General features: G+C 59.5%; 23 protein-coding genes, 1 tRNA gene and 1 pseudogene. 16 read left to right on the top strand and 9 right to left on the bottom strand.

Annotation, left to right across the window (positions count from 1 at the left end; genetic code table 11):
- Positions 1-131 precede the first annotated feature (131 nt).
- The gene (locus tag EGT36_RS01390; RefSeq protein ID WP_037089936.1) at positions 132-725 is read left to right on the top strand and encodes a LysE family translocator; all 594 of its coding nucleotides are present in this window, start codon (positions 132-134) and stop codon (positions 723-725) included.
- Between the two features lie 18 nt (positions 726-743).
- Here the strand turns inward: EGT36_RS01390 and EGT36_RS01385 are convergent, their stop codons facing one another.
- From EGT36_RS01385 to EGT36_RS01375, 3 genes are read right to left on the bottom strand one after another with little or no spacing between them, the layout of a single operon-like run.
- Entirely contained in the window at positions 744-1,532 is a 789-nt protein-coding gene (locus EGT36_RS01385) for an anti-sigma factor family protein (protein ID WP_004442721.1), read from the bottom strand.
- Positions 1,529-2,080 (bottom strand): RNA polymerase sigma factor, encoded by a 552-nt coding sequence (locus EGT36_RS01380; protein WP_022556561.1) that lies wholly within the window; start codon positions 2,078-2,080, stop codon positions 1,529-1,531. The genes EGT36_RS01385 and EGT36_RS01380 overlap by 4 nt, the downstream gene beginning before the upstream one ends.
- The gene (locus EGT36_RS01375; RefSeq protein WP_051634433.1) at positions 2,064-2,444 is read right to left on the bottom strand and encodes a COG4315 family predicted lipoprotein; all 381 of its coding nucleotides are present in this window, start codon (positions 2,442-2,444) and stop codon (positions 2,064-2,066) included. Before EGT36_RS01375 ends, EGT36_RS01380 begins: the two co-directional genes overlap by 17 nt.
- 207 nt (positions 2,445-2,651) lie before the next feature.
- On the opposite strand from EGT36_RS01375, the gene EGT36_RS01370 reads away from it, so the two are divergent.
- Positions 2,652-3,779 carry an ATP-dependent DNA helicase gene (locus EGT36_RS01370; protein WP_037089940.1) on the top strand — a complete coding sequence of 376 codons (1,128 nt, stop codon included), beginning with the start codon at positions 2,652-2,654 and terminating at the stop codon, positions 3,777-3,779.
- Positions 3,780-3,785: 6 nt separating this feature from the next.
- On the opposite strand, the gene EGT36_RS01365 is transcribed toward EGT36_RS01370, so the two are convergent.
- The gene (locus tag EGT36_RS01365; RefSeq protein ID WP_037089942.1) at positions 3,786-4,484 is read right to left on the bottom strand and encodes a MerR family transcriptional regulator; all 699 of its coding nucleotides are present in this window, start codon (positions 4,482-4,484) and stop codon (positions 3,786-3,788) included.
- Positions 4,485-4,718: 234 nt separating this feature from the next.
- Between EGT36_RS01365 and EGT36_RS01360 the strand changes: the two genes are divergently transcribed.
- The gene (locus EGT36_RS01360; protein ID WP_006697805.1) at positions 4,719-5,474 is read left to right on the top strand and encodes a pyridoxine 5'-phosphate synthase; all 756 of its coding nucleotides are present in this window, start codon (positions 4,719-4,721) and stop codon (positions 5,472-5,474) included.
- A gap of 174 nt (positions 5,475-5,648) precedes the next feature.
- Positions 5,649-6,914 carry an NAD(P)/FAD-dependent oxidoreductase gene (locus EGT36_RS01355; RefSeq protein WP_125269970.1) on the top strand — a complete coding sequence of 422 codons (1,266 nt, stop codon included), beginning with the start codon at positions 5,649-5,651 and terminating at the stop codon, positions 6,912-6,914.
- A gap of 69 nt (positions 6,915-6,983) precedes the next feature.
- On the opposite strand, the gene EGT36_RS01350 is transcribed toward EGT36_RS01355, so the two are convergent.
- Entirely contained in the window at positions 6,984-8,030 is a 1,047-nt protein-coding gene (locus EGT36_RS01350; protein WP_125269969.1) for an NAD(P)-dependent alcohol dehydrogenase, read from the bottom strand.
- A gap of 189 nt (positions 8,031-8,219) precedes the next feature.
- On the opposite strand from EGT36_RS01350, the gene EGT36_RS01345 reads away from it, so the two are divergent.
- The 5 genes from EGT36_RS01345 (at position 8,220) to EGT36_RS01320 (ending at position 11,902) form a co-directional block, all read left to right on the top strand.
- The gene (locus EGT36_RS01345) at positions 8,220-9,125 is read left to right on the top strand and encodes an AraC family transcriptional regulator (RefSeq protein ID WP_037089946.1); all 906 of its coding nucleotides are present in this window, start codon (positions 8,220-8,222) and stop codon (positions 9,123-9,125) included.
- A 396-nt stretch (positions 9,126-9,521) separates the two neighbouring features.
- Complete coding sequence (locus tag EGT36_RS01335) at positions 9,522-10,175, top strand: TetR/AcrR family transcriptional regulator (protein ID WP_004442706.1); 654 nt, start codon at positions 9,522-9,524, stop codon at positions 10,173-10,175.
- A 49-nt stretch (positions 10,176-10,224) separates the two neighbouring features.
- On the top strand, positions 10,225-11,244 hold the full coding sequence (ilvC, locus tag EGT36_RS01330) for a ketol-acid reductoisomerase (protein WP_003495030.1): 1,020 nt from the start codon (positions 10,225-10,227) through the stop codon (positions 11,242-11,244).
- A gap of 137 nt (positions 11,245-11,381) precedes the next feature.
- Complete coding sequence (locus EGT36_RS01325; RefSeq protein WP_037089948.1) at positions 11,382-11,636, top strand: type II toxin-antitoxin system Phd/YefM family antitoxin; 255 nt, start codon at positions 11,382-11,384, stop codon at positions 11,634-11,636.
- Positions 11,633-11,902, top strand: a complete 270-nt coding sequence (locus tag EGT36_RS01320; RefSeq protein WP_037089950.1) for a Txe/YoeB family addiction module toxin — start codon at positions 11,633-11,635, stop codon at positions 11,900-11,902. The genes EGT36_RS01325 and EGT36_RS01320 overlap by 4 nt, the downstream gene beginning before the upstream one ends.
- Positions 11,903-11,906: 4 nt before the next feature.
- On the opposite strand, the gene EGT36_RS01315 is transcribed toward EGT36_RS01320, so the two are convergent.
- Positions 11,907-12,356: an RbsD/FucU family protein gene (locus tag EGT36_RS01315; protein WP_037089951.1), complete on the bottom strand. Its 450-nt coding sequence runs from the start codon at positions 12,354-12,356 to the stop codon at positions 11,907-11,909.
- Between the two features lie 272 nt (positions 12,357-12,628).
- On the opposite strand from EGT36_RS01315, the gene EGT36_RS01310 reads away from it, so the two are divergent.
- From EGT36_RS01310 to EGT36_RS01285, 5 genes and pseudogenes are all read left to right on the top strand, one after another.
- Positions 12,629-13,873 (top strand): aminotransferase-like domain-containing protein, encoded by a 1,245-nt coding sequence (locus tag EGT36_RS01310; protein WP_004442697.1) that lies wholly within the window; start codon positions 12,629-12,631, stop codon positions 13,871-13,873.
- 333 nt (positions 13,874-14,206) lie between these two features.
- Positions 14,207-15,190, top strand: a complete 984-nt coding sequence (locus EGT36_RS01300; RefSeq protein ID WP_037089952.1) for an ABC transporter substrate-binding protein — start codon at positions 14,207-14,209, stop codon at positions 15,188-15,190.
- A 9-nt stretch (positions 15,191-15,199) separates the two neighbouring features.
- Positions 15,200-16,894 (top strand): ABC transporter permease, encoded by a 1,695-nt coding sequence (locus tag EGT36_RS01295; protein ID WP_037089954.1) that lies wholly within the window; start codon positions 15,200-15,202, stop codon positions 16,892-16,894.
- Positions 16,882-17,910: an ABC transporter ATP-binding protein gene (locus EGT36_RS01290; RefSeq protein WP_037089956.1), complete on the top strand. Its 1,029-nt coding sequence runs from the start codon at positions 16,882-16,884 to the stop codon at positions 17,908-17,910. Before EGT36_RS01295 ends, EGT36_RS01290 begins: the two co-directional genes overlap by 13 nt.
- Positions 17,911-17,985: 75 nt before the next feature.
- Positions 17,986-19,094: pseudogene (locus EGT36_RS01285) on the top strand (endonuclease/exonuclease/phosphatase family protein).
- 29 nt (positions 19,095-19,123) lie between these two features.
- Here the strand turns inward: EGT36_RS01285 and EGT36_RS01280 are convergent.
- Entirely contained in the window at positions 19,124-20,863 is a 1,740-nt protein-coding gene (locus EGT36_RS01280; protein ID WP_125269968.1) for a GGDEF domain-containing protein, read from the bottom strand.
- 212 nt (positions 20,864-21,075) lie between these two features.
- Here EGT36_RS01280 and EGT36_RS01275 point away from each other — a divergent pair.
- Positions 21,076-21,151, top strand: a tRNA-Thr gene (locus tag EGT36_RS01275).
- 61 nt (positions 21,152-21,212) lie between these two features.
- Here the strand turns inward: EGT36_RS01275 and EGT36_RS01270 are convergent.
- Positions 21,213-21,566 (bottom strand): nuclear transport factor 2 family protein, encoded by a 354-nt coding sequence (locus EGT36_RS01270; RefSeq protein WP_037089958.1) that lies wholly within the window; start codon positions 21,564-21,566, stop codon positions 21,213-21,215.
- A 393-nt stretch (positions 21,567-21,959) separates the two neighbouring features.
- Between EGT36_RS01270 and EGT36_RS01265 the strand changes: the two genes are divergently transcribed.
- The gene (locus EGT36_RS01265; RefSeq protein ID WP_003522436.1) at positions 21,960-22,562 is read left to right on the top strand and encodes a J domain-containing protein; all 603 of its coding nucleotides are present in this window, start codon (positions 21,960-21,962) and stop codon (positions 22,560-22,562) included.
- Between the two features lie 7 nt (positions 22,563-22,569).
- On the opposite strand, the gene EGT36_RS01260 is transcribed toward EGT36_RS01265, so the two are convergent.
- Entirely contained in the window at positions 22,570-23,136 is a 567-nt protein-coding gene (locus EGT36_RS01260; protein WP_479829515.1) for a DUF922 domain-containing Zn-dependent protease, read from the bottom strand.
- Positions 23,137-23,244 lie beyond the last annotated feature (108 nt).

Below are 23,244 nucleotides of genomic sequence, written 5' to 3'. Positions count from 1 at the left end.
AAGCCTTTGTTCCGACTTCTCAACCCGGCACGGACGGGATCGATCCATCAAAAAAATTGACCTCGTCGATCGGTTTGCGGGGCTGGTCTGATGGCGGTCCCGTGGGTAGGGTTGCCTTCACAGGAGAGATCATGACTGCCGAGACATTTATCGCGCTGGTGCTGTTTGCCTTCACCACCTCCATCACGCCCGGTCCGAACAATATGATGCTGTTTGCTTCCGGCGTGAATTTTGGTTTCCGTCGCACCGTCCCGCATATGCTCGGCATCGGTGCGGGCTTTCTTTCGCTGCTGATCGGGGTCGGATTTGGCCTCGGGGCACTGTTGCATTCGGTACCTGCACTTTACACCGGGCTGAAATTTGCGGGTGGGCTTTATCTCGTCTGGATCGCGTGGAAAATCGGAACGTCCCGCAGCCTCCATGAAGGCACGGCGACTTCGCAGCCGATGAGTTTTCTTGCGGCAGCGGCGTTCCAGTGGGTCAATCCCAAGGCGTGGGTGATGGCGGTCACGGCAATGGCGACATATACGGACGAGACGCAGTATTTCCTTACCATAATGCTTGTGGGGGTGGCCTTCGCTGCCGTCAATCTTCCCAGTGTTTCCACCTGGGCCGGTTTCGGCTCGGCGCTTCGCGACTGGCTCTCCGTTCCAGTCCGGCTCAAATGGTTCAACATCAGCATGGCCGTGCTTCTCGTCATCAGTCTCTGGCCGATGCTGAAATAACGGCTCCACTCGGCGACCCTATGTCGGGAACTGCCGGTAACATTCCTCGGCGATCGCCTGTACCTCGGCTCGCGTCAGTTCCGCGGAGACGGCGTAACCCAGCTCGTTGTCGATCCAGTAGAAGGTCTCGATTCCATCGGCGCTGGCCATGCGGAAACTGGTGGTGCGGTTTTCCTCGTTGTGGCCTATCAGCACCGTCACCCGCCTGCCGGTCCTGTCCTGGTACATCAACATCGCACCCGGCTTGCCGCTGACGGGGATAAGACGCCCACCGACGAGGTCATATCCAATCTTCGAAAGATCGGGAATCGCGAAAGGGTAGCCGAGCCGCTTGCCAAGCCAGGTTGCCAGATGCTGCTGTTCCCCGGCCCCCACCTCTACGGGGTGACGCACTTCGCTCGCGTAGATGAGATAAGCGGATTTCGCCTGGGCAGGAATGTCCGTCGTCAGCGATGCCAGCACCACATCCTGCGGTGTGGAAACGGACCACGGCAGAAGCCTGCCGGCTGCCGCACCCGCCGTGAAGATCAGGAAAGCTGCCGCGGTTCGCAGGAGAAGGGGTTTAAGCCGCCAGGCGCGTGCGACCTTTTCGCGAGTCAGCATCGATGCGTCACGCGGATGTGCGGCGGCATAGGAGGCGAAGGCATTTCTCAGGCTGTCGGCCTGTCTCTTCCAGTCTTCCACCCGGCTCTGCTCTTCCGGTCTTTCCGCGAGCCATGCCTCGACAGCCGCGCGGTCATCGTCGGAGAGAAGCCCGTCGACATAGGCGTGCAGGTCGTCTTCGGTTATGGCATCAGCCCGTTTCATCGTGGTCTCCGCAGGGGAATGATATTATCCGCCGCCAGATGCTGGCGAAGGGTTTCGCGGGCGCGGGACAGTCTGGACATGACGGTGCCGAGCGGGATCGACAATGTCTCCGCCGCCTCCTGATAACTGTAGCCCTCCACCGTCACCAGCATCAGTACGGCGCGCATCTCAGGCGAAAGCAGCGCAAGCGCGCCGTGCAGGCGGTCGTTCTCCAGCGTATCGCCCAGCGTTTCGGCAGCGGCGATCGTTTCATCGAGACTTTCCGAAGGATGCCGTTTCTCTGTCCGGTGGCGGTTGCGATAAAGATTCGTCATTATCGTGTAGGCCCATGATTTCAAACCGGTTCCGCGCCATGTTGCTTTATTGGCCAGCGCCTTCTCGACGCAGTCCTGCAACAGGTCCTCTCCATCGGTATCTGAGCGCGAAAGGCTGCGGGAATAACGGCGCAGCATCGGTATCAGGGCCAGCATCTCCGCTTCGAAGCTGCCGGCCGCGGGGGACTGTCTCCCCCGCGTCGCAGCTTCCATCTCGTCAGGGTTTTGCTGCATCCCACACACCGTTCACGCCGTCGCCGGTGGCATCGCCCTTCTTGGTGTCCTTGATCCAGTAATAGAGCGGCATGCCGTCCTTCGCCCATTGCTTCTTGCCGTCCTTGCGCGTCACGATGGAGTAAGCCCCTTCGGCTTTCGCATTCTCCGCAGCGAAGAAGGGCGGCCAGTTCGTGGCGCATTTGTCATAACAATTGGATACGCCCTTCTTGTCGTTCTTGAAAGTGTAGAGCGTCATGCCTTTTTCACCTGCGAGCACATTGCCTTTTGCGGTCTTGACCGTTTCGACCGCCGGGGCGGCATAGGCTGTTCCGGCAAAGGCCAGAACGAGGGCGGGGACGATGAAGCGGATTTTCATGGACATATCCTCCTTGGTTCGGGCGGGCTCGAGCCGCCGGCACAACAAGAGACACCGTTGGTCCGTGATTTATTCCCTTCGCAAAATATTTTTTTCAGCAGCCTGATGACGAACGGGGAAAACCGGGCGTAAACCTGCGCTTCAGCGCTCACGATATTCATCTTTCGTTCTTTTTCTGTTGCGTACCGGGCTCGAATCCTGCGATGAGGGCGCATGTTATTTTCACCGCAACAGGACGAAGCGCTCAAGGCTGTTTCCCGCTGGCTCAAGGAAGGCCGGTCGCCGGTTTTCCGGCTGTTCGGCTATGCCGGAACCGGCAAGACCACGCTTGCCAGGCATTTTGCGGAAAACGTCGATGGAGAGGTGCTGTTTGCGGCCTTCACCGGCAAGGCGGCGCAGGTGCTGCGTTCCCGCGGCGCGACCAATGCCCGCACCATCCACTCCCTGATCTACCGCCCGCGCGGAGAGGAGACGGTGGAAGACGAAGAAACCGGCAAGACCTCGATTGCCCCGATGTTCTCCATCAACCGCCAGAGCCCGCTCGCCAAGGCGGCGCTCATCATCATCGATGAATGTTCGATGGTCGACGAGCAGCTTGGCAAGGATCTGATGAGTTTCGGCACGCCCATCCTCGTGCTCGGCGATCCCGGCCAGCTGCCGCCGGTTTCGGGCGGAGGCTTCTTTACCGAGCAGGAGCCGGATTATCTGCTGTCGGAAATCCATCGCCAGGCGAAGGACAATCCCATCATCCATCTTGCCATGGATGTGCGGGAAGGCCGGGAGATCATGCGCGGCGATTATGGTTCCGCGCAGGTGATCTCCAAATCCGAGGTGACGCAGTCGCTGGTGCTCGATGCCGATCAGGTGCTGGTTGGCACCAACCGCACCCGCCGCCGCTACAATCAACGTCTTCGCGAGCTAAAGGGTTTTACCGCCGATTATCCGCAATCGGGCGACAAGCTGGTCTGCCTTCGCAACGATCCTGCCAAGGGCCTGCTCAACGGCTCGCTGTGGCAGGTGATGAGTTCGTCGCGCGAGACGGTGAAGCCTGGTATCAACCTGATGATCCGGCCTGAAGACGACGATATGGATCGCGGTGCGGCCAAGATCAAACTGCTGAAGGCGGCCTTCGAGGACGTGGAGACCGAAATTCCGTGGTCCACGCGCAAGCGTTATGACGAATTCGATTTCGGCTATGCGTTGACGGTGCACAAGGCCCAGGGTTCGCAATGGAATAACGTGGTTCTCTTCGATGAGAGTTATGCGTTCCGGGACTCGCGCGAGAGGTGGCTTTACACCGCCATTACCCGCGCGGCTGAGACCCTGACCATCGTTCGCTGATCCTGATCAGGCGCGGATGACGCCGAGCAGAACCGCCTTGGCCACCGCCTGAAAACGGTTGCTGGCGCTGAACTTGCCGATAATCTTCGCTTCGAGGATGTTAAGCTCGTTTGCCGAAAGGCCAAGGGCACGGGCGAGCCTGACAGGGGCGTATCCTTCCGCCATGAGTTCGAGACATTTCCGTTCAGGATCGGTTAGCGCGATGTCGTTTGCCTGTCCCCGCTCGGCCGCGTCCGCGCCATCTTCGTCGCTATCGGTGACGAGCAGTTCCTCGATCTGCTGGGCCTGGCGCTGGAGCGTGGAAAGCTCCGCCGTCAACTCTCGCTTTCGCTGCCTTAGTGCGTCGCGAAATATATCGTCTGCCTCTTCCTGTGAGAGAGAACGGACTAGTTTTTCCATGATCTCCGTAATCGAAGCCACGGAAATACCGACTTCGCGGCAAACGTTGATAACGGCCATGCGCTGGACGTTGCGGTGAGAATAGACCCGCATCTGTCCGATGCGTTTAGACGTCAGCAGTGCCTTTTCTTCGTAAAAATGCAGGGTACGGTGGGTCACTCCGAAGATATTGGCCATGTCCGCGATCGGAACCGGTTCGGCGGGCAGCGATGAGGGCAGGCTTATATCCGGTAGAAAGCTGTTGACCCTTAGATTGGGTTTGTCCTCGTCGCCGCGACTTTCGAACGGCATCCGGCCATCCTGCATTGTCTCCCCCTTCGCGCTCTCCGGCAGCGTGTCTGCCTTTTTAAAGGCGTCTGTTGCTTATTCCCCCGCAACAGACCGTTTTTCGATAAAAACATAATGCCAAACGCTACATCAAAACCGGAACGTGTCATGCGCACTTTCGTTCCCGGTATGATAAAAAATTTATCAGCCTCCTTGCGGTCGGCGTCAACCTGCGTGAAACAGGATGTCAATTCCGAACCGGAGCCCGATGCCATGCCCGCAAAACTCTCTGTCAATCTGAACGCAATTGCCATGTTACGCAACCGCCGCGATCTTCCATGGCCGGATGTCGCGCATTTCGGGCATATTGCACTGGAGGCGGGGGCAAGCGGGCTGACTGTACACCCGCGGCCTGACCAGCGCCATATCCGCTTCTCGGATCTACCGGCCCTGCGCGCGCTGATCGATGACAGGTTTCCCTCCGCGGAGTTCAACATTGAAGGATATCCGAGCGAGGATTTTCTCCTTTTGTGCGAAAAGACCCAGCCCGAACAGGTCACACTCGTACCTGACGATCCGTCGCAGGCAACCTCCGATCATGGCTGGGATTTCCGCGCGCATGCGAAATTTCTGAAGCAGGTCGTCGGACGGCTGAAATCGGGCGGCATGCGGGTGTCGCTTTTCGCAGATGGCGACGGCGAACGCGAGCCGGTGGAACTGGCGGCTGAGACGGGCGCTGCGCGTATCGAACTTTATACCGGGCCCTATGGCGGCTGTTATGACGATCCGCACAAGGCCGATGTGCTCGTCGAGACGCTTGGGCGGACGGCGGACCATGCTGCGGCGCTCGGACTTGCCGTCAATGCGGGCCATGATCTCACCGTCGCGAACCTGCCAAAGCTGATGAAACGTATCCCTTATCTGGCCGAGGTTTCAATCGGCCACGGGTTGACGGCGGATGCCCTGGAATATGGCATGGCGGAAACAGTCCGGCGTTTTCGGCAGGCCTGCGGTCAGGCTATTTCATAACCAAAGCCAATTTTTTCGCCTATGTTCTGCCTTGCGCATGCTCCGTGCGCGAGGGCGGCGGGAGATATGTCGGAACCGGTCCCGCCGAACTAGGTTCTGGGTTGAGTATCGGCGTTTCCGATAGTCGGAATTCACTTTCCGGACCGATGCTCGGGCTTTTGAAGGCAGAGACATATGCAAGAACATCATGTTGTCGTCGTGGGTGGAGGCTTCGGCGGTTTGCAGCTGGTACACGGGCTGGAGGGGGCCCCTGTCCGCATCACATTGATCGATCGTCGCAATCATCACCTTTTCCAGCCATTGCTTTATCAGGTTGCGACGACTGCGCTGGCGACATCCGAGATCGCGTGGCCGATCCGTCATCTCTACCGCGATCGCAAGGAGGTCACGACGCTGCTTGCCGAGGTGACCGGCGTGGATCGGGCGGCCCGGACCGTGCATCTCAACACCGGTGAAACGATCCGCTTCGACACTTTGGTGCTGGCTACAGGCGCACGCCACGCCTATTTCGGTCACGATGAGTGGGAGCGTTCCGCGCCGGGTCTCAAGACGCTGGAGGATGCGACAACGATCCGCCGCCGCCTGCTTCGGGCTTTCGAACGGGCCGAACTCGCGACCAGCGAAGAGGAACGACAGGCACTGCTAACCTTTGTCATCATAGGGGCAGGCCCGACCGGCGTGGAAATGGCAGGCATGATTGCAGAGCTTGCCCATAAGGCGCTGCCGGCGGAATTCCGCAACGTTGACACCCGAAAGACCCGCGTGCTGCTCGTCGAGGCTGGTCCCCGCGTGCTGCCGGTCTTTACGGAGGATCTTTCGGCCTATGCCAAGGAGGCGCTTGAGAAACTTGGCGTCGAGGTTCTGCTCGGAACGCCGGTGACGGCCTGCAGCGACGAGGGCGTGACGGTGGGCGAGACCCATTATCCATGCCGTACGGTCGTCTGGGCCGCCGGCGTGCAGGCTTCTCCCGCGGCTAAATGGCTCAATGCCGCCGCCGACAGGGCAGGACGGGCCATTGTTGGGCCGCAGCTTAATCTGGAAGACGATCCTGATATCTTCGTCATCGGCGATACCGCCGCCGTCAATCAGGAAAACGGCAAGCCGGTGCCGGGTATTGCGCCTGCGGCAAAGCAGCAGGGCGCTTATGTCGCGAAGGTCATCAAGGCGCGGCTTGACGGCAAGCCGTTTCCTTCACCCTTCCGCTACAGCCATCAGGGCAATCTTGCCACGATCGGCAAACGCGCGGCGGTGATCGATTTTGGCCGGTTCAAGCTCAAGGGCGTGTTGGCATGGTGGATATGGGGACTTGCCCATATCTATTTCCTGATCGGAACGCGTTCGCGGCTGGCCGTGGCGTGGAGCTGGCTTTGGATTTACTTGAGTGGCCAGCACAGCGCGCGGTTGATCACCCAGAAAGAGACGCTGAAGGACGAGGCGTGAGGCAAGCGACAAAGAAACGGCGGGAAGCATGGCTTCCCGCCGTTTCCTGTTTCGCCGTTTCCGGACGCATCAAGCGTCGAGCGACGCCATGTCGATGACGAAGCGGTAACGTACGTCGCTCTTCAGCACGCGCTCATAAGCCTCGTTGACGTCCTTGATGTCGATCGTTTCGATTTCGGACACGATGTCGTGCTTGCCGCAGAAATCCAGCATCTCCTGGGTTTCCTTGATAGAGCCGATCATAGAGCCAGCCAGAGAACGGCGGCCGGGGATGACCGAGAAGGCGTGCACGGGGATCGCATGTTCAGGCACACCGAGAAGCACCATGGTGCCATTGACCTTCAACAGGCCGAGATAAGCATTCCAGTCGATTTCCGCCGAAACGGTGCAGAGGATCAGGTCGAAGGTGCCGGCGAGCTTTTCGAAGGTCGAGGCATCGCTGGTGGCATAATATTCCTTCGCGCCAAGCTTAAGGCCGTCTTCCTTCTTGGAGAGTGTCTGCGAAAGCACGGTGATATCCGCGCCCATGGCTGAACCGATCTTCACGCCCATATGGCCAAGACCGCCCATGCCGACGATAGCCACCTTCTTGCCCGGGCCGGCATTCCAGTGCTGAAGCGGCGAATAAAGCGTGATACCAGCGCAGAGCAGGGGAGCGGAGGCATCGAGCGGCAGGTTTTCCGGAATGGAGAGGACGTAATCTTCCCGCACGACGATATGGTCGGAGTAACCGCCCTGCGTGGCGGTCTTGCCGTCGCGTTCGACGGAGTTATAGGTCTGCACGAGACCCGGCATGTACTGTTCATTGTCGAGATCGCGGGTGGCGCAACCGACGCAGGAATCGACAAAGCAGCCCACGCCGACATGATCACCGACCTTGAATCTGGTGACCTTGGAGCCAACGGCGCGGACGACACCGGCGATTTCGTGGCCCGGAACGATCGGGTAGACGGCGTTCTTCCATTCGTTGCGGACGGTATGAATGTCGGAATGGCAGATACCGGCATATTTGATATCGATGACGACGTCGTCATCATTCGGCTCGCGGCGTTCGAAGGTGAACGGGGTAAGCGGCTTCGACGCATCTGTAGCAGCGTAACCTCTTGCAATAGCCATCTGAATATCCTTTCGGAAGTTGGGGACGGCGGAATATGCAATGGAAGAACGAACGGGCGTTAGAGCGATCCTCCTAGCTTTTTGCACGATCCTGCAAAAATATGATGGTGCGCTCTTTGCGCGGGCCGAGAGGCTTTCTAGATAGATGACATCAAACGCACCTCTTCCGTCAGTCAAGGGATTTCCCCTATGTCCTTGTCGTTCAATGTCTATCAGGAAATTGCTTCCATCGCCGCGCGGCATGCCACCAGCGACGGCGAGGTGCAGACGGCAATCGGCTCCCTTGGCATCAGCCGGCGTACGACTCCGAGCGCTCCCTGCCACGGCAGTTATCGCCCTTGTCTCGCTATGGTGATCCAGGGATCGAAAAGCGTCCAATTGGGGACGGACACCATCAACTACAGTGCCGGCGATTATCTCCTGACATCGCTTGATCTGCCGGTTGCGTGGCGGGTGGTGGAGGCGAGCAGGGAAGTGCCGCATTTCTGCATCTCGCTTGCCATCGACAGTGAAAAGCTGCTCGATCTCATGCGGCGTGTTCCTATCGATCCGCCGGTGGAGCCGACGAATGCGCAGCGCGGCATCGTGGTCAACACAGCCACGCCGGAACTTCTCGATGCGGCCATCCGCCTGCTGCGCTTGCTCGATCGTCCCGCAGACATTGCCGCCGTGGCGCCGCTCATCGAACAGGAAATCCTCTATCGCATTTTGACCGGACCGGCCGGCGGGCAGCTGATGAACATCATTGCCGCTGGAAGTCACGGCAACCGCATCGCCCGCGCCATCGCATGGCTGCGCGAGAATTTCGCACGCCAGCTGCGCGTCGAAGACCTTGCAGATCACATCGGCATGAGCGTGTCGTCCTTCCATCATCATTTCAAGACGATCACGGCCATGACGCCGGTCCAGTACCAGAAGCAGCTTCGCCTGCATGAGGCCCGGCGGCTTATGCTGCTGGAGCGACTGGATGCCGGTACCGCGGGCCATCGCGTCGGTTATCAGAGCCCTTCGCAGTTCAGCCGAGAATATAGCCGCTTTTACGGGCTGTCGCCGTCACGGGACGTCGATGCATCGCGCGAGATTGCGGCGGGGTAGATTGGGGCTGTGCATTCGTAGCGGGTCGTCGGTAGGTGTGGCTTACCCCCCTTTGCCCTGCCGGGCATCTCCCCCACAGGTGGGGAGATAGATATGCGGCAAGGTTTTGCCCATCTCGACGTTAGAGAATGAAGTGGCGATAGCGCATCTTGTCGATCTCCCTCCTTGTGGGGAGATGCCCGGCAGGGCAGAGGGGGGAAGCCACACTTACCGACGACCCGCTACCACACACAACCGCCTGAAGACGCACCCGCGTTGCTATTCATCCCCACGCCGCACCGCGTCAATTCTCATCCCCCTCTAAAGAATCCGCTTGACCGCAACGCCGCCTCCGCTTAAATGGCGCTCGAACCGTACCGTACGGTACATCAATCGAGCCCCTTGGAGTGGAAAGACTTGGCTTCCGACCCGATCACAGCGCAGGAATTTTCGCCGCGCCAGAACGCCGTTCTGGACCAGGCATTGCGTCTATTGGTCGAAGGCGGCGAGAAAGCGCTGACCACATCGGGACTGGCGCGCGCCGCCAACTGTTCCAAGGAAAGCCTTTACAAGTGGTTCGGTGATCGCGATGGCCTGCTGGCAGCGATGATCACCTTTCAGCAGAGCAAGGTCCGCACCTTCGAAAAGGCAGGTGACCGCGTCTCCGCACCGCAGCTTGCCGATCACCTCGAGGTTTTCGCCCATGATCTGCTGGATGTGCTGGCAGGCGACGTGTCATTGGCGCTTAACCGTTTGGCGATAGGGCAGGCGAGTCGGGATGGCTCGAAGCTCGGTGATCTGCTGCTGGAACGTGGTCGTCGCCAGATCGACCGCCGCGCCCGTGGGCTGATCGAGGCAGGTCGCCGTTCCGGTTACCTGCGTTTCGATGATGCCGAAGAGGCATATCGCAGTTTTTACGGCCTTATCGTCTCGGATCTGCATGTGCGCATGCTGCTGGGCGAGGCGCCGGACAAGGATTTTTCTGCCCGGGCGAAGAAGGCTGTCATTGCCTTCCTGACCCTCTACGGCACGGAAAAGGTACATTCGGAACTGGGCGGCAAGGTCGCTTAAGCTTCCGGTTCAGACAACTGAGAGACAAGCATTAGGGAAGGACCATAAAATGCGCGTTTATTATGATCGTGATGCCGATCTCAATCTCATCAAGTCCAAGAATGTCGTCGTCGTCGGTTACGGCTCCCAGGGCCGCGCCCATGCGCTGAACCTCAAGGATTCCGGTGCCAAGAACGTCGTCATCGCTCTCAAGGCCGGTTCTCCGACCGTCAAGAAGGCCGAAGCTGATGGCTTCAAGGTCATGACCGTTGCCGAAGCCGCCAAGTGGGGCGACCTGCTGATGATGGCAACGCCTGACGAACTGCAGGCCGACATCTACAAGGCCGACATTGCCGGCAACATCCGTGATGGCGCAGCGATTGCTTTCGCGCACGGCCTCAATGTTCACTTCGGCCTCATCGAGCCGAAGGCATCGCTCGACGTCGTCATGATCGCACCGAAGGGCCCTGGCCACACGGTTCGCGGCGAATACCAGAAGGGCGGCGGCGTTCCCTGCCTCGTTGCCGTTCACCAGAACGCTTCGGGCAACGCCCTTGAACTCGCTCTCTCCTACGCCTGCGGCGTTGGCGGCGGCCGTTCGGGCATCATCGAGACCAATTTCAAGGAAGAGTGCGAAACCGACCTCTTCGGCGAACAGGTCGTTCTGTGCGGCGGTCTCGTCGAACTGATCCGCGCTGGTTTCGAAACTCTGGTCGAAGCCGGTTACGCTCCGGAAATGGCCTATTTCGAGTGCCTGCACGAAGTGAAGCTGATCGTTGACCTGATCTATGAAGGCGGCATCGCCAACATGAACTACTCGATCTCCAACACCGCAGAATGGGGCGAATACGTCACCGGTCCGCGCATCATCACTGCCGACACCAAGGCTGAAATGAAGCGCGTCCTGCACGACATCCAGACCGGCAAGTTCACCTCCGAGTGGATGCAGGAATGGAAGGCTGGCGGCGCTCGCTTCAAGGGTATCCGTCGCAACAACGACAGCCACCAGATCGAAGAAGTCGGCGCCAAGCTCCGCGGCATGATGCCCTGGATCGGCAAGAACAAGCTGGTCGACAAGGCCGTCAACTAAGCTTCATTGCTTGATGAAAATTTTGGAGGCCGGGGCGAAAGCTCCGGCCTTTTCCGTTAGGGAACGGGCCGGTTTAGCTTGACTCTCGATTAACGATACGTACATAAATCTGTACATATCTACGAGAGGCGGTTCTCATGGCAAATGTGCGATTCACGGAATTCCGGCAGAACTTCGCGACCCATTTCGACCGGGTTCTGGAGACGCGCGCGCCGTTGCTGGTTACTCGGCAGGGGAAGGAGGCGGTCGTGGTTCTCGCTGAGGGGGAATACGAGAGCATGCAGGAAACGCTGCATCTTTTATCCAACCCGGCAAATGCCTTACGACTTCGTACTTCCATGGATCAACTTGAACGCGGCGATATCATCGAGCGGGATCCAACCGAAGAATGAAGCTCGTCTGGACGCTGAGTTCATGGGACGATTACGAGTTCTGGCAAAGAACCGATGCTCGTATGGTAGAGAAAATTAACGACCTCATACGGAATGCCAAACGGACGCCCTTTGCTGGGCTCGGAAAACCGGAGCCTCTGAAGGGCGATATGGCAGGATATTGGTCTCGGCGGATTTCCGCCGAGCATCGGTTTGTCTATCGTGTATCCGGGTCCGGCAGCGAACAAAGGCTGGAGATCATCCAGTGCCGCTTCCATTACCAGTAATCGGTCACTTGGGCGGGATGACGCCCTTCGTCAGCAGAAAGCAGCCGTAAAACCGCGTCTCGCCCGTCGTGATGACGCAATAAGCCTGCTTGGCTTTTTCGTAGAAGGCAAAGCGTTCAATGCCGTACATGGGGGCGGATTTTCCTTCAGCCGCGTCGATTTCCCTCTGCACTTCGGCCTGTACCGGTTCCAGTTGATCGGGCGCGCCCATTACTTCCATGCGGCCGACCGAGGGCTGCAGCGGGGTATCGAGGGGCAGGACGGACAGGATCGCTTTCATTGCGCGGGCAGCGGAGACGTTGTCGATGTGAAGAACCTTGCCGACTGTGGTGTGGCGGGCAACAGAGTCGGAGGGGAAATTGGTGTCCGAGATCACCAGCGTGTCGCCGTGACCCATGGCGCGCAGCGCGTGCAGAACGTCGGCATTCAGCGCCGGGTCGATATTCTTCAGCATGTCCTCAAACTCCCATGATGCTTTCGCCGTGTCGTGGCTCGCGTGCAATCCAGCCGGAAAACCCCGTGGCGTCAATCGCAAAGGTGTGATTGTGAAGCTTTGCGCAAGGGTGTATTTGGCTTTGTCCGCGAAATCGGCCTCGATTGAGACCAGTTAAGGGCAATGTGCAGGGAGGCAGAAATAATTCGAAAAACTGATAAGTCAGTATTGCTGACGTATCGACATTTCTGTAAAGATGCACGCATAAAAACGACACAAGAGGAAACGTACCCATGCTCAATTGGGAACAAATTTTCGCCACGCGCTCTTCGCGCATGAAAGCGTCTGAAATCCGCGAGCTGCTGAAGCTGCTCGAGCAGCCCGACATCATTTCCTTTGCCGGCGGTATTCCGGACCCCGCTCTTTTTCCAGCAGAGGAGTTTCAGCAGGCTTACGCGGAGATTTTTTCTGGCGCGCAGGTCAACGCCGCGCTGCAATATTCCGTCAGCGAAGGTTACAAGCCGCTGCGCGAATGGCTGGCGGGAGAAATGGACAAGATCGGCATCGAATGCACCGCCGACAACGTCTTCATCGTTTCCGGTTCGCAGCAGGGTCTCGATTATCTCGGCAAGCTGTTCCTGTCGCCAAAGGATACGGCGCTGGTCACCTGGCCGACCTATCTCGGCGCGCTCTCGGCATTCAATGCCTATGAGCCCAACTATGACCAGCTGAACCCCGGCGGTAACCGCACGCCCGAGGCTTACCGCGAAACCGCGGCCAAGCTTGGCGGTTCGGTGAAGTTCGCTTATCTATCGGCCGATTTTTCCAATCCGACCGGCGAAACCGTCGATCTGGCCGGACGGCAGAAGCTCCTGGAGCTTGCTGACGAGCTCGATATCGCCGTCATAGAAGACGCGGCTTATCAGTCGCTGCGTTATGATGGCGAAGCCGTTCCGCCGATCATGGCGCTCGACATTGCCCGTTCGGGCGGCATTGAAAACACCCGCACCATCTATTGCGGCAGCTTCTCGAAGACGCTCGCTCCGGGTCTGCGCGTCGGTTACATCGTCGCTTCCGCTCCTGTCATCCGTAAGCTGGTGCTGATGAAGCAGGCCGCCGACCTGCATTCCTCGACGATCAACCAGATCGCCATCGAACGCGTCGCCTCGCGCGGCTTCGACAAGCAGGTGGCCAAGATCAAGGCAGCCTATAGCGCACGCCGCGATGCGATGCTGGCGGCGCTCGAGAAGTACATGCCGAAGACGACCAGCTGGACGAAGCCGGAAGGCGGCATGTTCATCTGGGTGACGCTGCCTGAGGGCATGGATGGGGCGGCGCTGCTTGCCAAATCCATCGCCACGGAAAAGGTCGCTTTCGTTCCCGGCCGTGCTTTCTTTGCGGATGGTTCGGGCACGAACACGCTGCGCATCAGCTTCTCCTGCGCCAACGAGGCGATGATCGAGGAAGGCATGAAGCGCCTCGGGCGGTTGATTGCGACGGCTCAGGCGGAAACGGCTGAGGTAGTTCCGGCGATTTGAGGGTTGCGAGGTTTTTCGGCGGCGACGGGGGTTGTGGCTTCACCCCCCTCTGTCCTGCCGGACATCTCCCCCTCAAGGGGGAGATCGACTCGCGGTTAAGGTATCGCCTATCGCAACAGTTGAAAATGAAGTGCTGTCAACGCCTCTTGCCGATCTCCCCCCTTGAGGGGAGATGCCCGGCAGGGCAGAGGGGGGTGAGCCGCAAGCACCAAGAGGCACTGTTCCCCTCAATCCCGCTGGCCCCAACAGATCACACCACTAAAATCCTGCCTGTCACATACATGTTATGCAATCATGTTTTAGCGGTCCCACCGAACAACAGGGACTGGATCCATGAAAACGCTGCTCTCCGCTTTCACCGCCGTCGTATCGCTTGGCTTCATCGCCACTGCTGCCAATGCCGCCGATCTGGTGCTTTATACCAGCCAGCCGAATGAGGACGCGCAGGCGACCGTTGACGGGTTCAAGGCTGCCAATCCCGGTCTCGACGTCGAATGGGTGCGTGACGGAACGCCGAAAATCATGGCCAAGCTGATGGCGGAAATCAGCGCCGGCAATCCGGTTGCCGACGTGCTTCTGATCGCCGATACCGTGACGCTGGAGCGCATGAAGCAGGCCGGTCAGCTGCTCGCCCACAAGTCTCCCGAAGCCAAGAATATCGATGCCACGCTCTATGATGCAGACGGCTTCTATTACTCCACGAAGCTCATCACGACAGGCATAATGTACAATACGGCCGCCGCGATGAAGCCGACGAGCTGGAAAGATCTGGCGAAGGCGGAAGCCAAGGGTCTCGTGACCATGCCGAGCCCGCTGACGTCGGGTGCGGCACTGATTCACGCGCAGACGCTTGCCGCAGCAAATGGCCTCGGCTGGTATTACTACAAGCAGCTGAAGGCCAATGAAGCCATTGCCGGCGGTGGCAACGGCGCGGTGCTGAAGTCCGTCGCTTCGGGCGAAAAGGCTTACGGCGTGGTGGTCGATTACATGCCGATCCGTGAAAAGGCCAAGGGCGCACCGGTCGAATTCGTCTTCCCGGAAGAGGGCGTTTCTGCTGTCACCGAGCCGGTCGCGATCATCAAGGGCACCAAGCACGAGGAAGCGGCCAAGAAGTTTGTCGATTACGTGCTTTCGGAAAAGGGCCAGCAGGGCTTCGTCAAGCTCGGTTACATCCCTGTCCGTGCCGATGCCGGCATGCCGGAAGGTTTCCCGGCCCGCGACAAGATCAAGGTTCTGCCGCTCAGCGCTGCCGATGCACTGAAGAATTCCGACCAGGATCTCAAGACCTTCTCCGATATTTTCGGTTCCAAGGGCTGATAAATCGGAATGACCCGTTCCAAGGCTTATGGAAACAGCCAGCCGCGCTGGCTGTTTCCTTTTGTGGTGAGTGTTGTTTTTGCGCTGAGCGCGCTGCCGCTCGGACGCCTTGCCTATACCGGCGTCGTTTCGTCACTGAATGGTGATATATGGCGACTTCTGGCCGATCCGGCGCTCTGGGATGCGGCGCTGAACACGCTCTCCACCTCGTTTTCAGGCATGCTGATTTCACTCGGAATCGGCGGCGCTTTCGCGCTTGCCCTGACTCTCTGCGACATCCGCGGCAAGTCGATCTTAAGCTTCCTGTTCATGCTGCCGATGATGATCCCGCCGCAGGTGACGGCGCTGTCGTGGATCGGCATGACCGGCCCGTCGAGTACGCTGTTGAAGGCCATCGGCCTTGCGCCGGCGATGGGTTCGCCGCAGCCGCTTTATTCCATCGCTGGCATCGCACTCCTGCTCGGTGTGCAGCACGCGCCGCTCGTCTATCTGTCGCTGCGCGCCGGGCTGCTCGCCTTACCGCAGGATGGCATTGAGGCCGCCAAGCTTTCCGGGGCTTCACCACGGCGCGTTTTGTGCGATATCATCCTGCCGCTTTCCACGCCTGGACTGATCGCCGGTGCGGCGATCTCCTTCGTCTCCAACGTCGGCAATTTCGGCATTCCGGCGATCCTCGGCATCCCCGCTTCGATCTTTACCCTGCCGACGCTCATCTACAGCCGTTTTGCCAGTTTCGGCACCAGCACCTTCGGCGATATCGCCATTCTCTCGACCATGATCGCCATCATTTCCGTGGCCGGGCTTGCTCTGCAGGAACGGGCGATGAAGGGGAGGGATTACCGCATCATCGGCCTTTCCGGAAAGGCGGCGACCTTCCGGCTCGGTTTGTGGCGGGTGGCGGCGGAGCTTGCCCTGTGGCTCATCCTGTTCTTCATGCTGGTGGCGCCGCTGACGGCGCTTGTGGCAAGCTCGCTCGCGCCCGCCTACGGCGTGCCGCTCAGCCTCAAGACCGCGACGCTGCATGCCTATGAGGAGCTGCTTTACCGGCAGAGCGTGACCCGCACGGCCTTCCGCAATTCGCTGTTTCTGGCGACGGCGACATCCTTGTGTCTCCTGGCGGTGACAGTGCTGACGGCTTATTTCCTCGTGCGTGGCAAAAGCCGGTTCATGTTCTTGCTCTCGGCGCTGGTGGATATTCCCTATGCGCTGCCGGGGGTGGTGATTTCCGTCTCTTTCGTGCTGCTTTTCGCCGCTCCCATTCCATTGCTCGGCATTACGCTTTACGGCACGATCTGGATCATTCTGCTTGCCTATTTCTCCTCTTTCTTCGCGGTCAGCCTGAAACCAATGGTCAGCGCTTTCCTGCAATTCGATCCATCGCTGGAAGAGGCAGCAAGGCTGTCGGGCGCGGGTTTCTGGCGACGGCTCAAGGATATTATCCTGCCGCTGGTAGGGCCCGCGGCAGGGGCTTCCGTCATCCTCGTGTTTCTGATCGCCTGCAACGAGCTGACGGTTTCGGCGCTCCTTTGGTCTGCCGGCACACAGACGCTCGGCGTGCTCATCTACAACCTCGATGACAGCGGCAGCTTCGATCTCGCCTCGGCGCTATCGGTGCTTGTCGTCATCATGGTGATTTTCCTCATGCTGCTGCTGGAAGTTCTGGGGCGCTATCTGCCAAAAGGAGTTGTGCCTTGGCGAAACTGATCCTTAACCGCCTGTCGAAGAGCTTCGGTGCCGGTTCGAAACCGGCCGTGGACGATGTTTCTCTCACTGTGCGGGAAGGCGGCTTTCTGGCGCTGCTCGGACCCTCCGGCTGCGGCAAGACCACGGTGCTGCGCATGGTTGCCGGGTTCGAACAGCCGACGGATGGTTCCATCCTGCTTGGCGAGCGGGTGCTGGCCGATGCCGGCAGCATGGTGGCGCCGGAGCGGCGCAACATGGCAATGGTGTTCCAGTCCTATGCGCTGTGGCCGCACATGTCGGTTGCCGACAATGCCGGCTACCCTTTGAAGGTGCGCGGTATTACGGGCGAAAAATACCGGGAGAGGGTGCGTCAGGCGCTTGCCGCCGTCCGACTTGAGAGCTTCGCGAATCGCCGTCCCGCCGAACTTTCCGGTGGCCAGCGGCAGCGTGTTGCGCTTGCCCGCTGCCTCGTCACCGAGCCTGACGTCGTGTTGCTCGATGAACCGCTCGCCAACCTCGACCGGCATCTGCGGCAGGAAATGGAAGAGACATTTCGGGATTTCCATGCCCGTTCCGGCGCGACGATGATCTATGTCACTCACGATCAGGCGGAAGCCATGGCGCTGGCAACCGATGTCGCCGTCATGTCGCACGGCAAGCTGCTTCAGGTCGCGGCGCCGGCGGAGCTTTACGCGCGGCCGGAGGGCAGGCTGGTCGGGTCGCTGGTCGGGCAGGGGACGATCCTCAGCCTCCCACTGCCGGAAGGGGCATCGCGCGATCTAGACTGGTCCGCACTTCGGGCGGCGATGGAGAGAGGCGCGGGAGCATCGCGGGCCGACGTGCTTGTGAGGCCGCAAGATGTGGTGCGGGATGCGGAAGGCATTGCCTGCACCGTCACCTCGGTTCTGTACGAGGGCGAGCGTTATGCCCTTCGTCTTGACCTGCCGGATGGGCAGGCGGTCAGGGCCTATTCGCGTGAAGCCGCAGCTGTGGGTGACAGGCTTCCGGTTGCCATTCGCAGCGGGTGGCGGCTTTAGAGCGCACGCACTGCCGAACGCTGGAAAGGCGGAGCGACACCGGCTAAGCTGGGGTCGCAGCAATAGGAATGATTCATGTCGCTTCGGCTTGCCACCTTCAATATCGAAAATCTTCTCACCCGTTTCGATTTCACCGGCTTTCGCAACCAGACGCGGCGCGACAGGGCGATCCAGCTTTTTGATATCAGGGACGAGGCGACCTATCAGGCCCTTGAAAGTGCGCGGATGGTCTCATCCACCGACGATACGCGCCAGCTTTCGGCGCTCGCCATCGCCGACGCGGATGCCGATATTCTTTGCCTGCAGGAAGTCGACAACATGGCGGCCCTGCAGGCCTTCGAATATGGCTATCTCTATCGCATGGTCGGCAATGGCTATCTGCAGAAATATCTGGTCGAGGGCAATGACAGCCGCGGTATCGATGTCGCGGTCGTCATGCGCGAGGAGACGCGGGATGGCGAGAAGATCGAGGTGGTCGACATCAAGAGCCATGCGGCGCTGACCTATCGCAATCTCGATCTCTTCAATCCGGCACTTGCCGCGACCAACCAGATCGATGACAAGATATTCAAACGGGATTGCCTTGAAATCGATCTGAGGATCGGCGGCAAGCCGCTGACGCTTTACGTCACGCATTTCAAGTCCATGACCAATGCCCGCGAAGCGTTGGACGCCCGGCTCGGCACCATGCCGATCCGCGAGGCGGAAGCCATGGCTGTGCGCCGCATCATCGAAAATCGCTGGGGTGCGGGCAATACGCGCAACAAGAATTTCGCGATCTGCGGCGACATGAACGACTATCAGGAACGCGTCGCGATTGCCGGTGACAGGCGCAATGGCTACAGCTTCACGCCCGTCGAAGAGGCAAGAAGTGCGCTCGATGTCTTCACTGCCGACGATTTTGTCATCAATCCGATGCTGCGTCGCGATGTCATGGACCGCTGGACGCTCTATCATTCGCGGGCCCACAGGAGCAGCATTTGTGCCAGCTTGATTACATCTGGCTTTCTCCGCGCCTGGCCGAAAGCAACGCGACGCGGGTTCCCGAAATCGTCCGCGCCGGCCAGCCTTATCGCACCATCTTTCCGCCGGGGCAGGAGGTGGAGCGTTATCCGCGCACTGGCTGGGACCGCCCCAAGGCTTCCGATCATTGCCCTGTCGTGATGACGCTGGACCTGATCTGACGTCGTCGGCGGTCGGAAACCGGTGGCTTCTAACCGTTGGCGGCTTTCGGGAAATAGGTGGCCCAGACCCGGTTGCGACCAGCGCGCTTGGCTTCATAAAGCCGGTCATCAGCAATCGCGATCAACTCGTCCCAGCTGTTGACCGCCCGCGCTTCCTGCCAGACGACGCCAAAGCTCGCCGTCAGCGACAATCCACTTTGTTCATCCACGATCTGGGCTTCGATCAGGCGGCGGAGGCGGTCGGCCGTTGCCGTTGCCGTGGCATGGCTGACATCCTGCAGCACCACGACGAATTCTTCGCCGCCATAGCGGGCAAGAATGTCGTTCTTGCGCAATGCGCCCCGCAACAAAGCCGCGGTCTTTTGAAGTGCAATGTCACCCATGGCATGGCCATAACGGTCATTGATCGATTTGAAATGGTCGATGTCGACGATCATCACGCCGAGCGACTGACACTGGTCCTCGCCCGTCAACAGGGAACGAACGGCCTTTTCGAGCGCCCGTCGGTTGAAGACGCCCGTCAGCGCATCCGTCTCGGAAAGTGCGCGTAACTGTTCGGCCAGCGCGCGCTGCTGGTTCTCCATTTCGCCCTTTTGACGAAGCTGCTCCCGCAGGAAGTCGAGTTCCTGGAACATCTTCTTCACCTCCGGGGCGACCCTGTCCTCATGCTGCGCCTCTGAAAGATCGCCCGCGGCGATGGCCGCAATCTGTGCCTGAACGGATTGCATGGGCCGGAACAGCGCTGTTTTGTAGACAGATGTGAGCCGTAGCAGGACCAGAACCGCAATACCTGCGAGAAAAAGCGATGTGGCGCCGTAGATCAGGGCTTCCTGCTGCTTCTTTTCGAGTCGCGCGCGTGTCTCGGCCAGAATGAGATCGCGCAACGTATCGGATGAACGCATCCCCGAAATATAGTTCCTGGAAAATTCAAGCACGCTCGGCTGGGCGGACGGCATGGCGATCACGATCGTATTCTGCGCGTAGCGCAGCGCCTGACCGAAATAATAGGTTTCGAGATCGCGGAACGCCCTGTCCAGTCGCGGCGTGGAAAGATAGGCGGCGGTGTAGTTGGTCAACGATGCCTTCAGTGATAGCAGGCTCTGCATCTCCGCATCGAACTTGGCGCGATAACCCAGCTTTTCCTGTCTGTTCGCCCGCAGACCCATGATCACATAGGAGCCGAGGCGGCCGATCCTGTCCCGCATGACACCGGCGGTGCCCGTCATCGCGATGTCTATCGCCACATCGGGCGTCACCTTGATGATGGCACGCGCTGCCTTGCCACGCAGCAGATTGACACTGTCCGCGGCCTTGAACATCGATGATATGGCGCCCGACATGGCCGTGTGGCTGCGTGCCGACAACGGCAGGGCGGCTACCTGATCCACCGCGTTGCGGGACTGCGCGAGTTTCTCGCGGGTCTCGGCCAGCGATTTCGCCAGCTCCGGCTGGGTCCTGATGTCGTCGGCGAAGAAAGCTTCCAGTTCCGACAGCTTGTCGTCCGTTGCCTTGCGCGCGGCAGCGAGAGCTGCGACCAAATCCTGTTCAGCGGTGGATGCGCCCATCACATTGTTCGCGGGACCGCGCTCCGCCGAAACCAGCCATGCGGACTGGAGAGCGGTTTCGAAGCGGGTGAGCTGCGCCGCGTTGGTACGGTAACGCAGATAGTTGGAAACGCTTGGCAGCGCGGCAAGTGTGGCCAGCAGGATGGAGCTCGCGGCGATGACGATCGTGCCCGTTAGCTGAATTTTCTGTATGCTTGCGCGCATTTGATGCGTTGTTCTCACTCAATCGGGTATAATTCATCACCATTTTAGCCGCGTCGCGTAAATACTTCGCTTATATTGCTGCGCTTTTGCCGTCTTGACGATCCTGCGGCCTGGCCTGCGGGCATGGTGTGGAAAAGCGCGCCGCCCGTGCTGCGTGATCAGTTTTCGCTTTACACCCGGTCAGAATCTGATAGTTGGCAAGGCACTGGATTGCCCTTGTAGCTCAGTTGGTAGAGCACCTGATTTGTAATCAGGGGGTCGCGGGTTCGAACCCTGCCGGGGGCACCAGTATTTTCAAGGATTTGGCCTGTCTTTCATACGCACTGCACGACTGATGTTCGTGCAGCGGCTATGGCTTTATGTGATAGAGCTTGTGCACGATCGTCCAGTTGCCGTCGTGCTCCAGCAGGGACAGATATTCGTAAAAATCCATACCGTCGAACCGGGTTGTCAGCTTTACCGAGGCGCTGTCTCCCTCCTTGTCGATGCCGAGGATTTCGAAGGCGGGGCCGTGATCGGGAAGGCCGCGTTCGGTTTTGCGGACCTGATCGACAAAGTCCTCCAGAGACAGCCATTCAGTCGCGCCTTCGAATGTGCCGACGATGCTGGCGCGCGGGTCAAAAACATCGCGCATCAGGCCTTCATCCGCATAGGCCATGGCGTGCACATAATCCGTCACGGTCTGGGTAATGGTTTGCGGCATCGGATCTTCCCTCCCTCGGATCCAAAAGGGGAGCTTACACCCCTTGGCGACATTCCACCATAACCTCCTGAAAATGCGCCTGTTCGGGGCACGTGACGATCTCTCGTGGCGGCCCGTGCTGGAGCGGTTCCGATGCCGGTCGACGTTTTGCTGCCACTGTCCACAATTTTGTCCCGGCTGTCGGTATAGTCGCCTTGGGTCCGACAAATTTCAGCCTCAAGGGCTTTTTCGGCAGAGAGACCCTCTCGTGCGGGAGCGCGTAAATTCGTGTTCTGCCGGTTTAAGCGCCGTCGCGGGGTGCCGCACGGGGCGGATTTGGCCTATGATCCGGTTGCTGACCGGTTGAGAGTGATAGCAGCGTGCGGGTAACAGTTTGCGTTTGAAGGTGTTTTTGTGATTGATCCCTATGTTTTGCTTGGCGTGGAGCGGGATGCCGACGAGGCGGCGATCAAGTCGGCCTACCGCAAGGTTGCGAAGGCTGCCCATCCCGACAGCGGTGGCGATGCCGAGCAGTTCGCGCGCCTGCAGACAGCCTATGAACTTCTGAAGGATCCCGTGCGCCGCAAGGTCTTCGATGACACGGGTTACGATCCGCAGCTTGCCGATGCCAAGGATCTCAAGGGCCTGCTGATGCTGGAAACGCTGGTCAATGAATTCATCCTGGACGAGCGGGAACCCGGGAGTTTTGATCCCGTGGCTGCCATGCGCCGGAAGCTGACCGACGATATTCTGAAAAGCCGCTTCCATATTCTGGAACTCGAACGGCACCGTACCCGGGTGCGTAAACATATGGACCGTCTCGGACGGAAGCCGGAAACCGATGTGCTGAGTTCGATGCTCCGCGCCCGAAGCCAGTCCATAGCCGAAGCCATACGCAACGCGGAGGCGCAGATCGAGGCGATAGAACAGGCCTATACCATGCTCGAGGGCTATTCCTACGAGCTGGAGAGCGTGACGCTCGCCGAGCCGTTGCTGAAGGGCGAGGCGGCGGAGTAACTGCCTGTCATGGGCCGTTGACGAGGGCGAGTATGAGCTGGTGAACCCGCCCGCCCGGGGACAGTTCATCCCGGTCGAAATCTCGGCCGCGTTGGCGCTGCTCGTTGGAAAGCTCACCTAACCTTTGCTGCAGAACAGCGCGCACCTTCTGGCATTTGGGATCGTCTTCCGCCCGTAGCCCGGTGCTGAAGGCTTCGATCTTTCTCACCATATCGAGAATGTGCTCGCCATGAACTCGCTCATGGGTTTCCACCCCGGAAATGAAGGTCTTCCAGCTGGCGGCGACGGCGGCCGGCAGATGGGCAGGCGCCTTTGGCCAGGTGTAGATGATGGTGAGATTGGGTCTGGCACTGGCCAGCACACAGGCACCGTCGGGCTGCGGTCGGTAGTCTCTCCGCCACGTCAGCTTGAAGGTGGTGTGGGCAATGGCCTGCACGCCCGCAGCCGGGCCGCGCTCGCCGATGGACTGATAAAGCGCACCGCCCGTATTGCCGCTGACGGCATAGGTCTTTATCTGCTCGGCGGGTTTCCAGCCGGTGGACTGTGCTGATAGCGGGAGAGCGCTCAGCAACATGATTGCGGCGCTGAAGGTGATTTTGGGGAGGCTGTTGACGGGCACGCATCGATCCTTGCAGGTTGCGCGCCGAAGATAGGCGAGAGGCGGGCAGTGAGGCAAGGGTGC

This window comes from Agrobacterium sp. FDAARGOS_525 (assembly GCF_003938925.1).
GTDB lineage: Bacteria > Pseudomonadota > Alphaproteobacteria > Rhizobiales > Rhizobiaceae > Agrobacterium > Agrobacterium pusense.
Note: the sequence above shows the minus strand (reverse complement) of the source record. Positions and strands in the feature narration are given on the sequence as shown.

Coding starts and splice junctions, on each gene's coding strand:
- EGT36_RS01300 (WP_037089952.1), top strand. CDS start 14,207: ATGAAAACGCTGCTCTCCGCTTTCACCGCCGTCGTATCGCTTGGCTTC.
- EGT36_RS01270 (WP_037089958.1), bottom strand. CDS start 21,566: ATGCCGCAAACCATTACCCAGACCGTGACGGATTATGTGCACGCCATG.
- EGT36_RS01315 (WP_037089951.1), bottom strand. CDS start 12,356: ATGCTGAAGAATATCGACCCGGCGCTGAATGCCGACGTTCTGCACGCG.
- ilvC (WP_003495030.1), top strand. CDS start 10,225: ATGCGCGTTTATTATGATCGTGATGCCGATCTCAATCTCATCAAGTCC.
- EGT36_RS01310 (WP_004442697.1), top strand. CDS start 12,629: ATGCTCAATTGGGAACAAATTTTCGCCACGCGCTCTTCGCGCATGAAA.
- EGT36_RS01260 (WP_479829515.1), bottom strand. CDS start 23,136: ATGTTGCTGAGCGCTCTCCCGCTATCAGCACAGTCCACCGGCTGGAAA.
- EGT36_RS01295 (WP_037089954.1), top strand. CDS start 15,200: ATGACCCGTTCCAAGGCTTATGGAAACAGCCAGCCGCGCTGGCTGTTT.
- EGT36_RS01320 (WP_037089950.1), top strand. CDS start 11,633: ATGAAGCTCGTCTGGACGCTGAGTTCATGGGACGATTACGAGTTCTGG.
- EGT36_RS01360 (WP_006697805.1), top strand. CDS start 4,719: ATGCCCGCAAAACTCTCTGTCAATCTGAACGCAATTGCCATGTTACGC.
- EGT36_RS01355 (WP_125269970.1), top strand. CDS start 5,649: ATGCAAGAACATCATGTTGTCGTCGTGGGTGGAGGCTTCGGCGGTTTG.
- EGT36_RS01280 (WP_125269968.1), bottom strand. CDS start 20,863: ATGCGCGCAAGCATACAGAAAATTCAGCTAACGGGCACGATCGTCATC.
- EGT36_RS01345 (WP_037089946.1), top strand. CDS start 8,220: ATGTCCTTGTCGTTCAATGTCTATCAGGAAATTGCTTCCATCGCCGCG.
- EGT36_RS01370 (WP_037089940.1), top strand. CDS start 2,652: ATGTTATTTTCACCGCAACAGGACGAAGCGCTCAAGGCTGTTTCCCGC.
- EGT36_RS01365 (WP_037089942.1), bottom strand. CDS start 4,484: ATGCAGGATGGCCGGATGCCGTTCGAAAGTCGCGGCGACGAGGACAAA.
- EGT36_RS01380 (WP_022556561.1), bottom strand. CDS start 2,080: ATGCAGCAAAACCCTGACGAGATGGAAGCTGCGACGCGGGGGAGACAG.
- EGT36_RS01325 (WP_037089948.1), top strand. CDS start 11,382: ATGGCAAATGTGCGATTCACGGAATTCCGGCAGAACTTCGCGACCCAT.
- EGT36_RS01390 (WP_037089936.1), top strand. CDS start 132: ATGACTGCCGAGACATTTATCGCGCTGGTGCTGTTTGCCTTCACCACC.
- EGT36_RS01375 (WP_051634433.1), bottom strand. CDS start 2,444: ATGTCCATGAAAATCCGCTTCATCGTCCCCGCCCTCGTTCTGGCCTTT.
- EGT36_RS01350 (WP_125269969.1), bottom strand. CDS start 8,030: ATGGCTATTGCAAGAGGTTACGCTGCTACAGATGCGTCGAAGCCGCTT.
- EGT36_RS01385 (WP_004442721.1), bottom strand. CDS start 1,532: ATGAAACGGGCTGATGCCATAACCGAAGACGACCTGCACGCCTATGTC.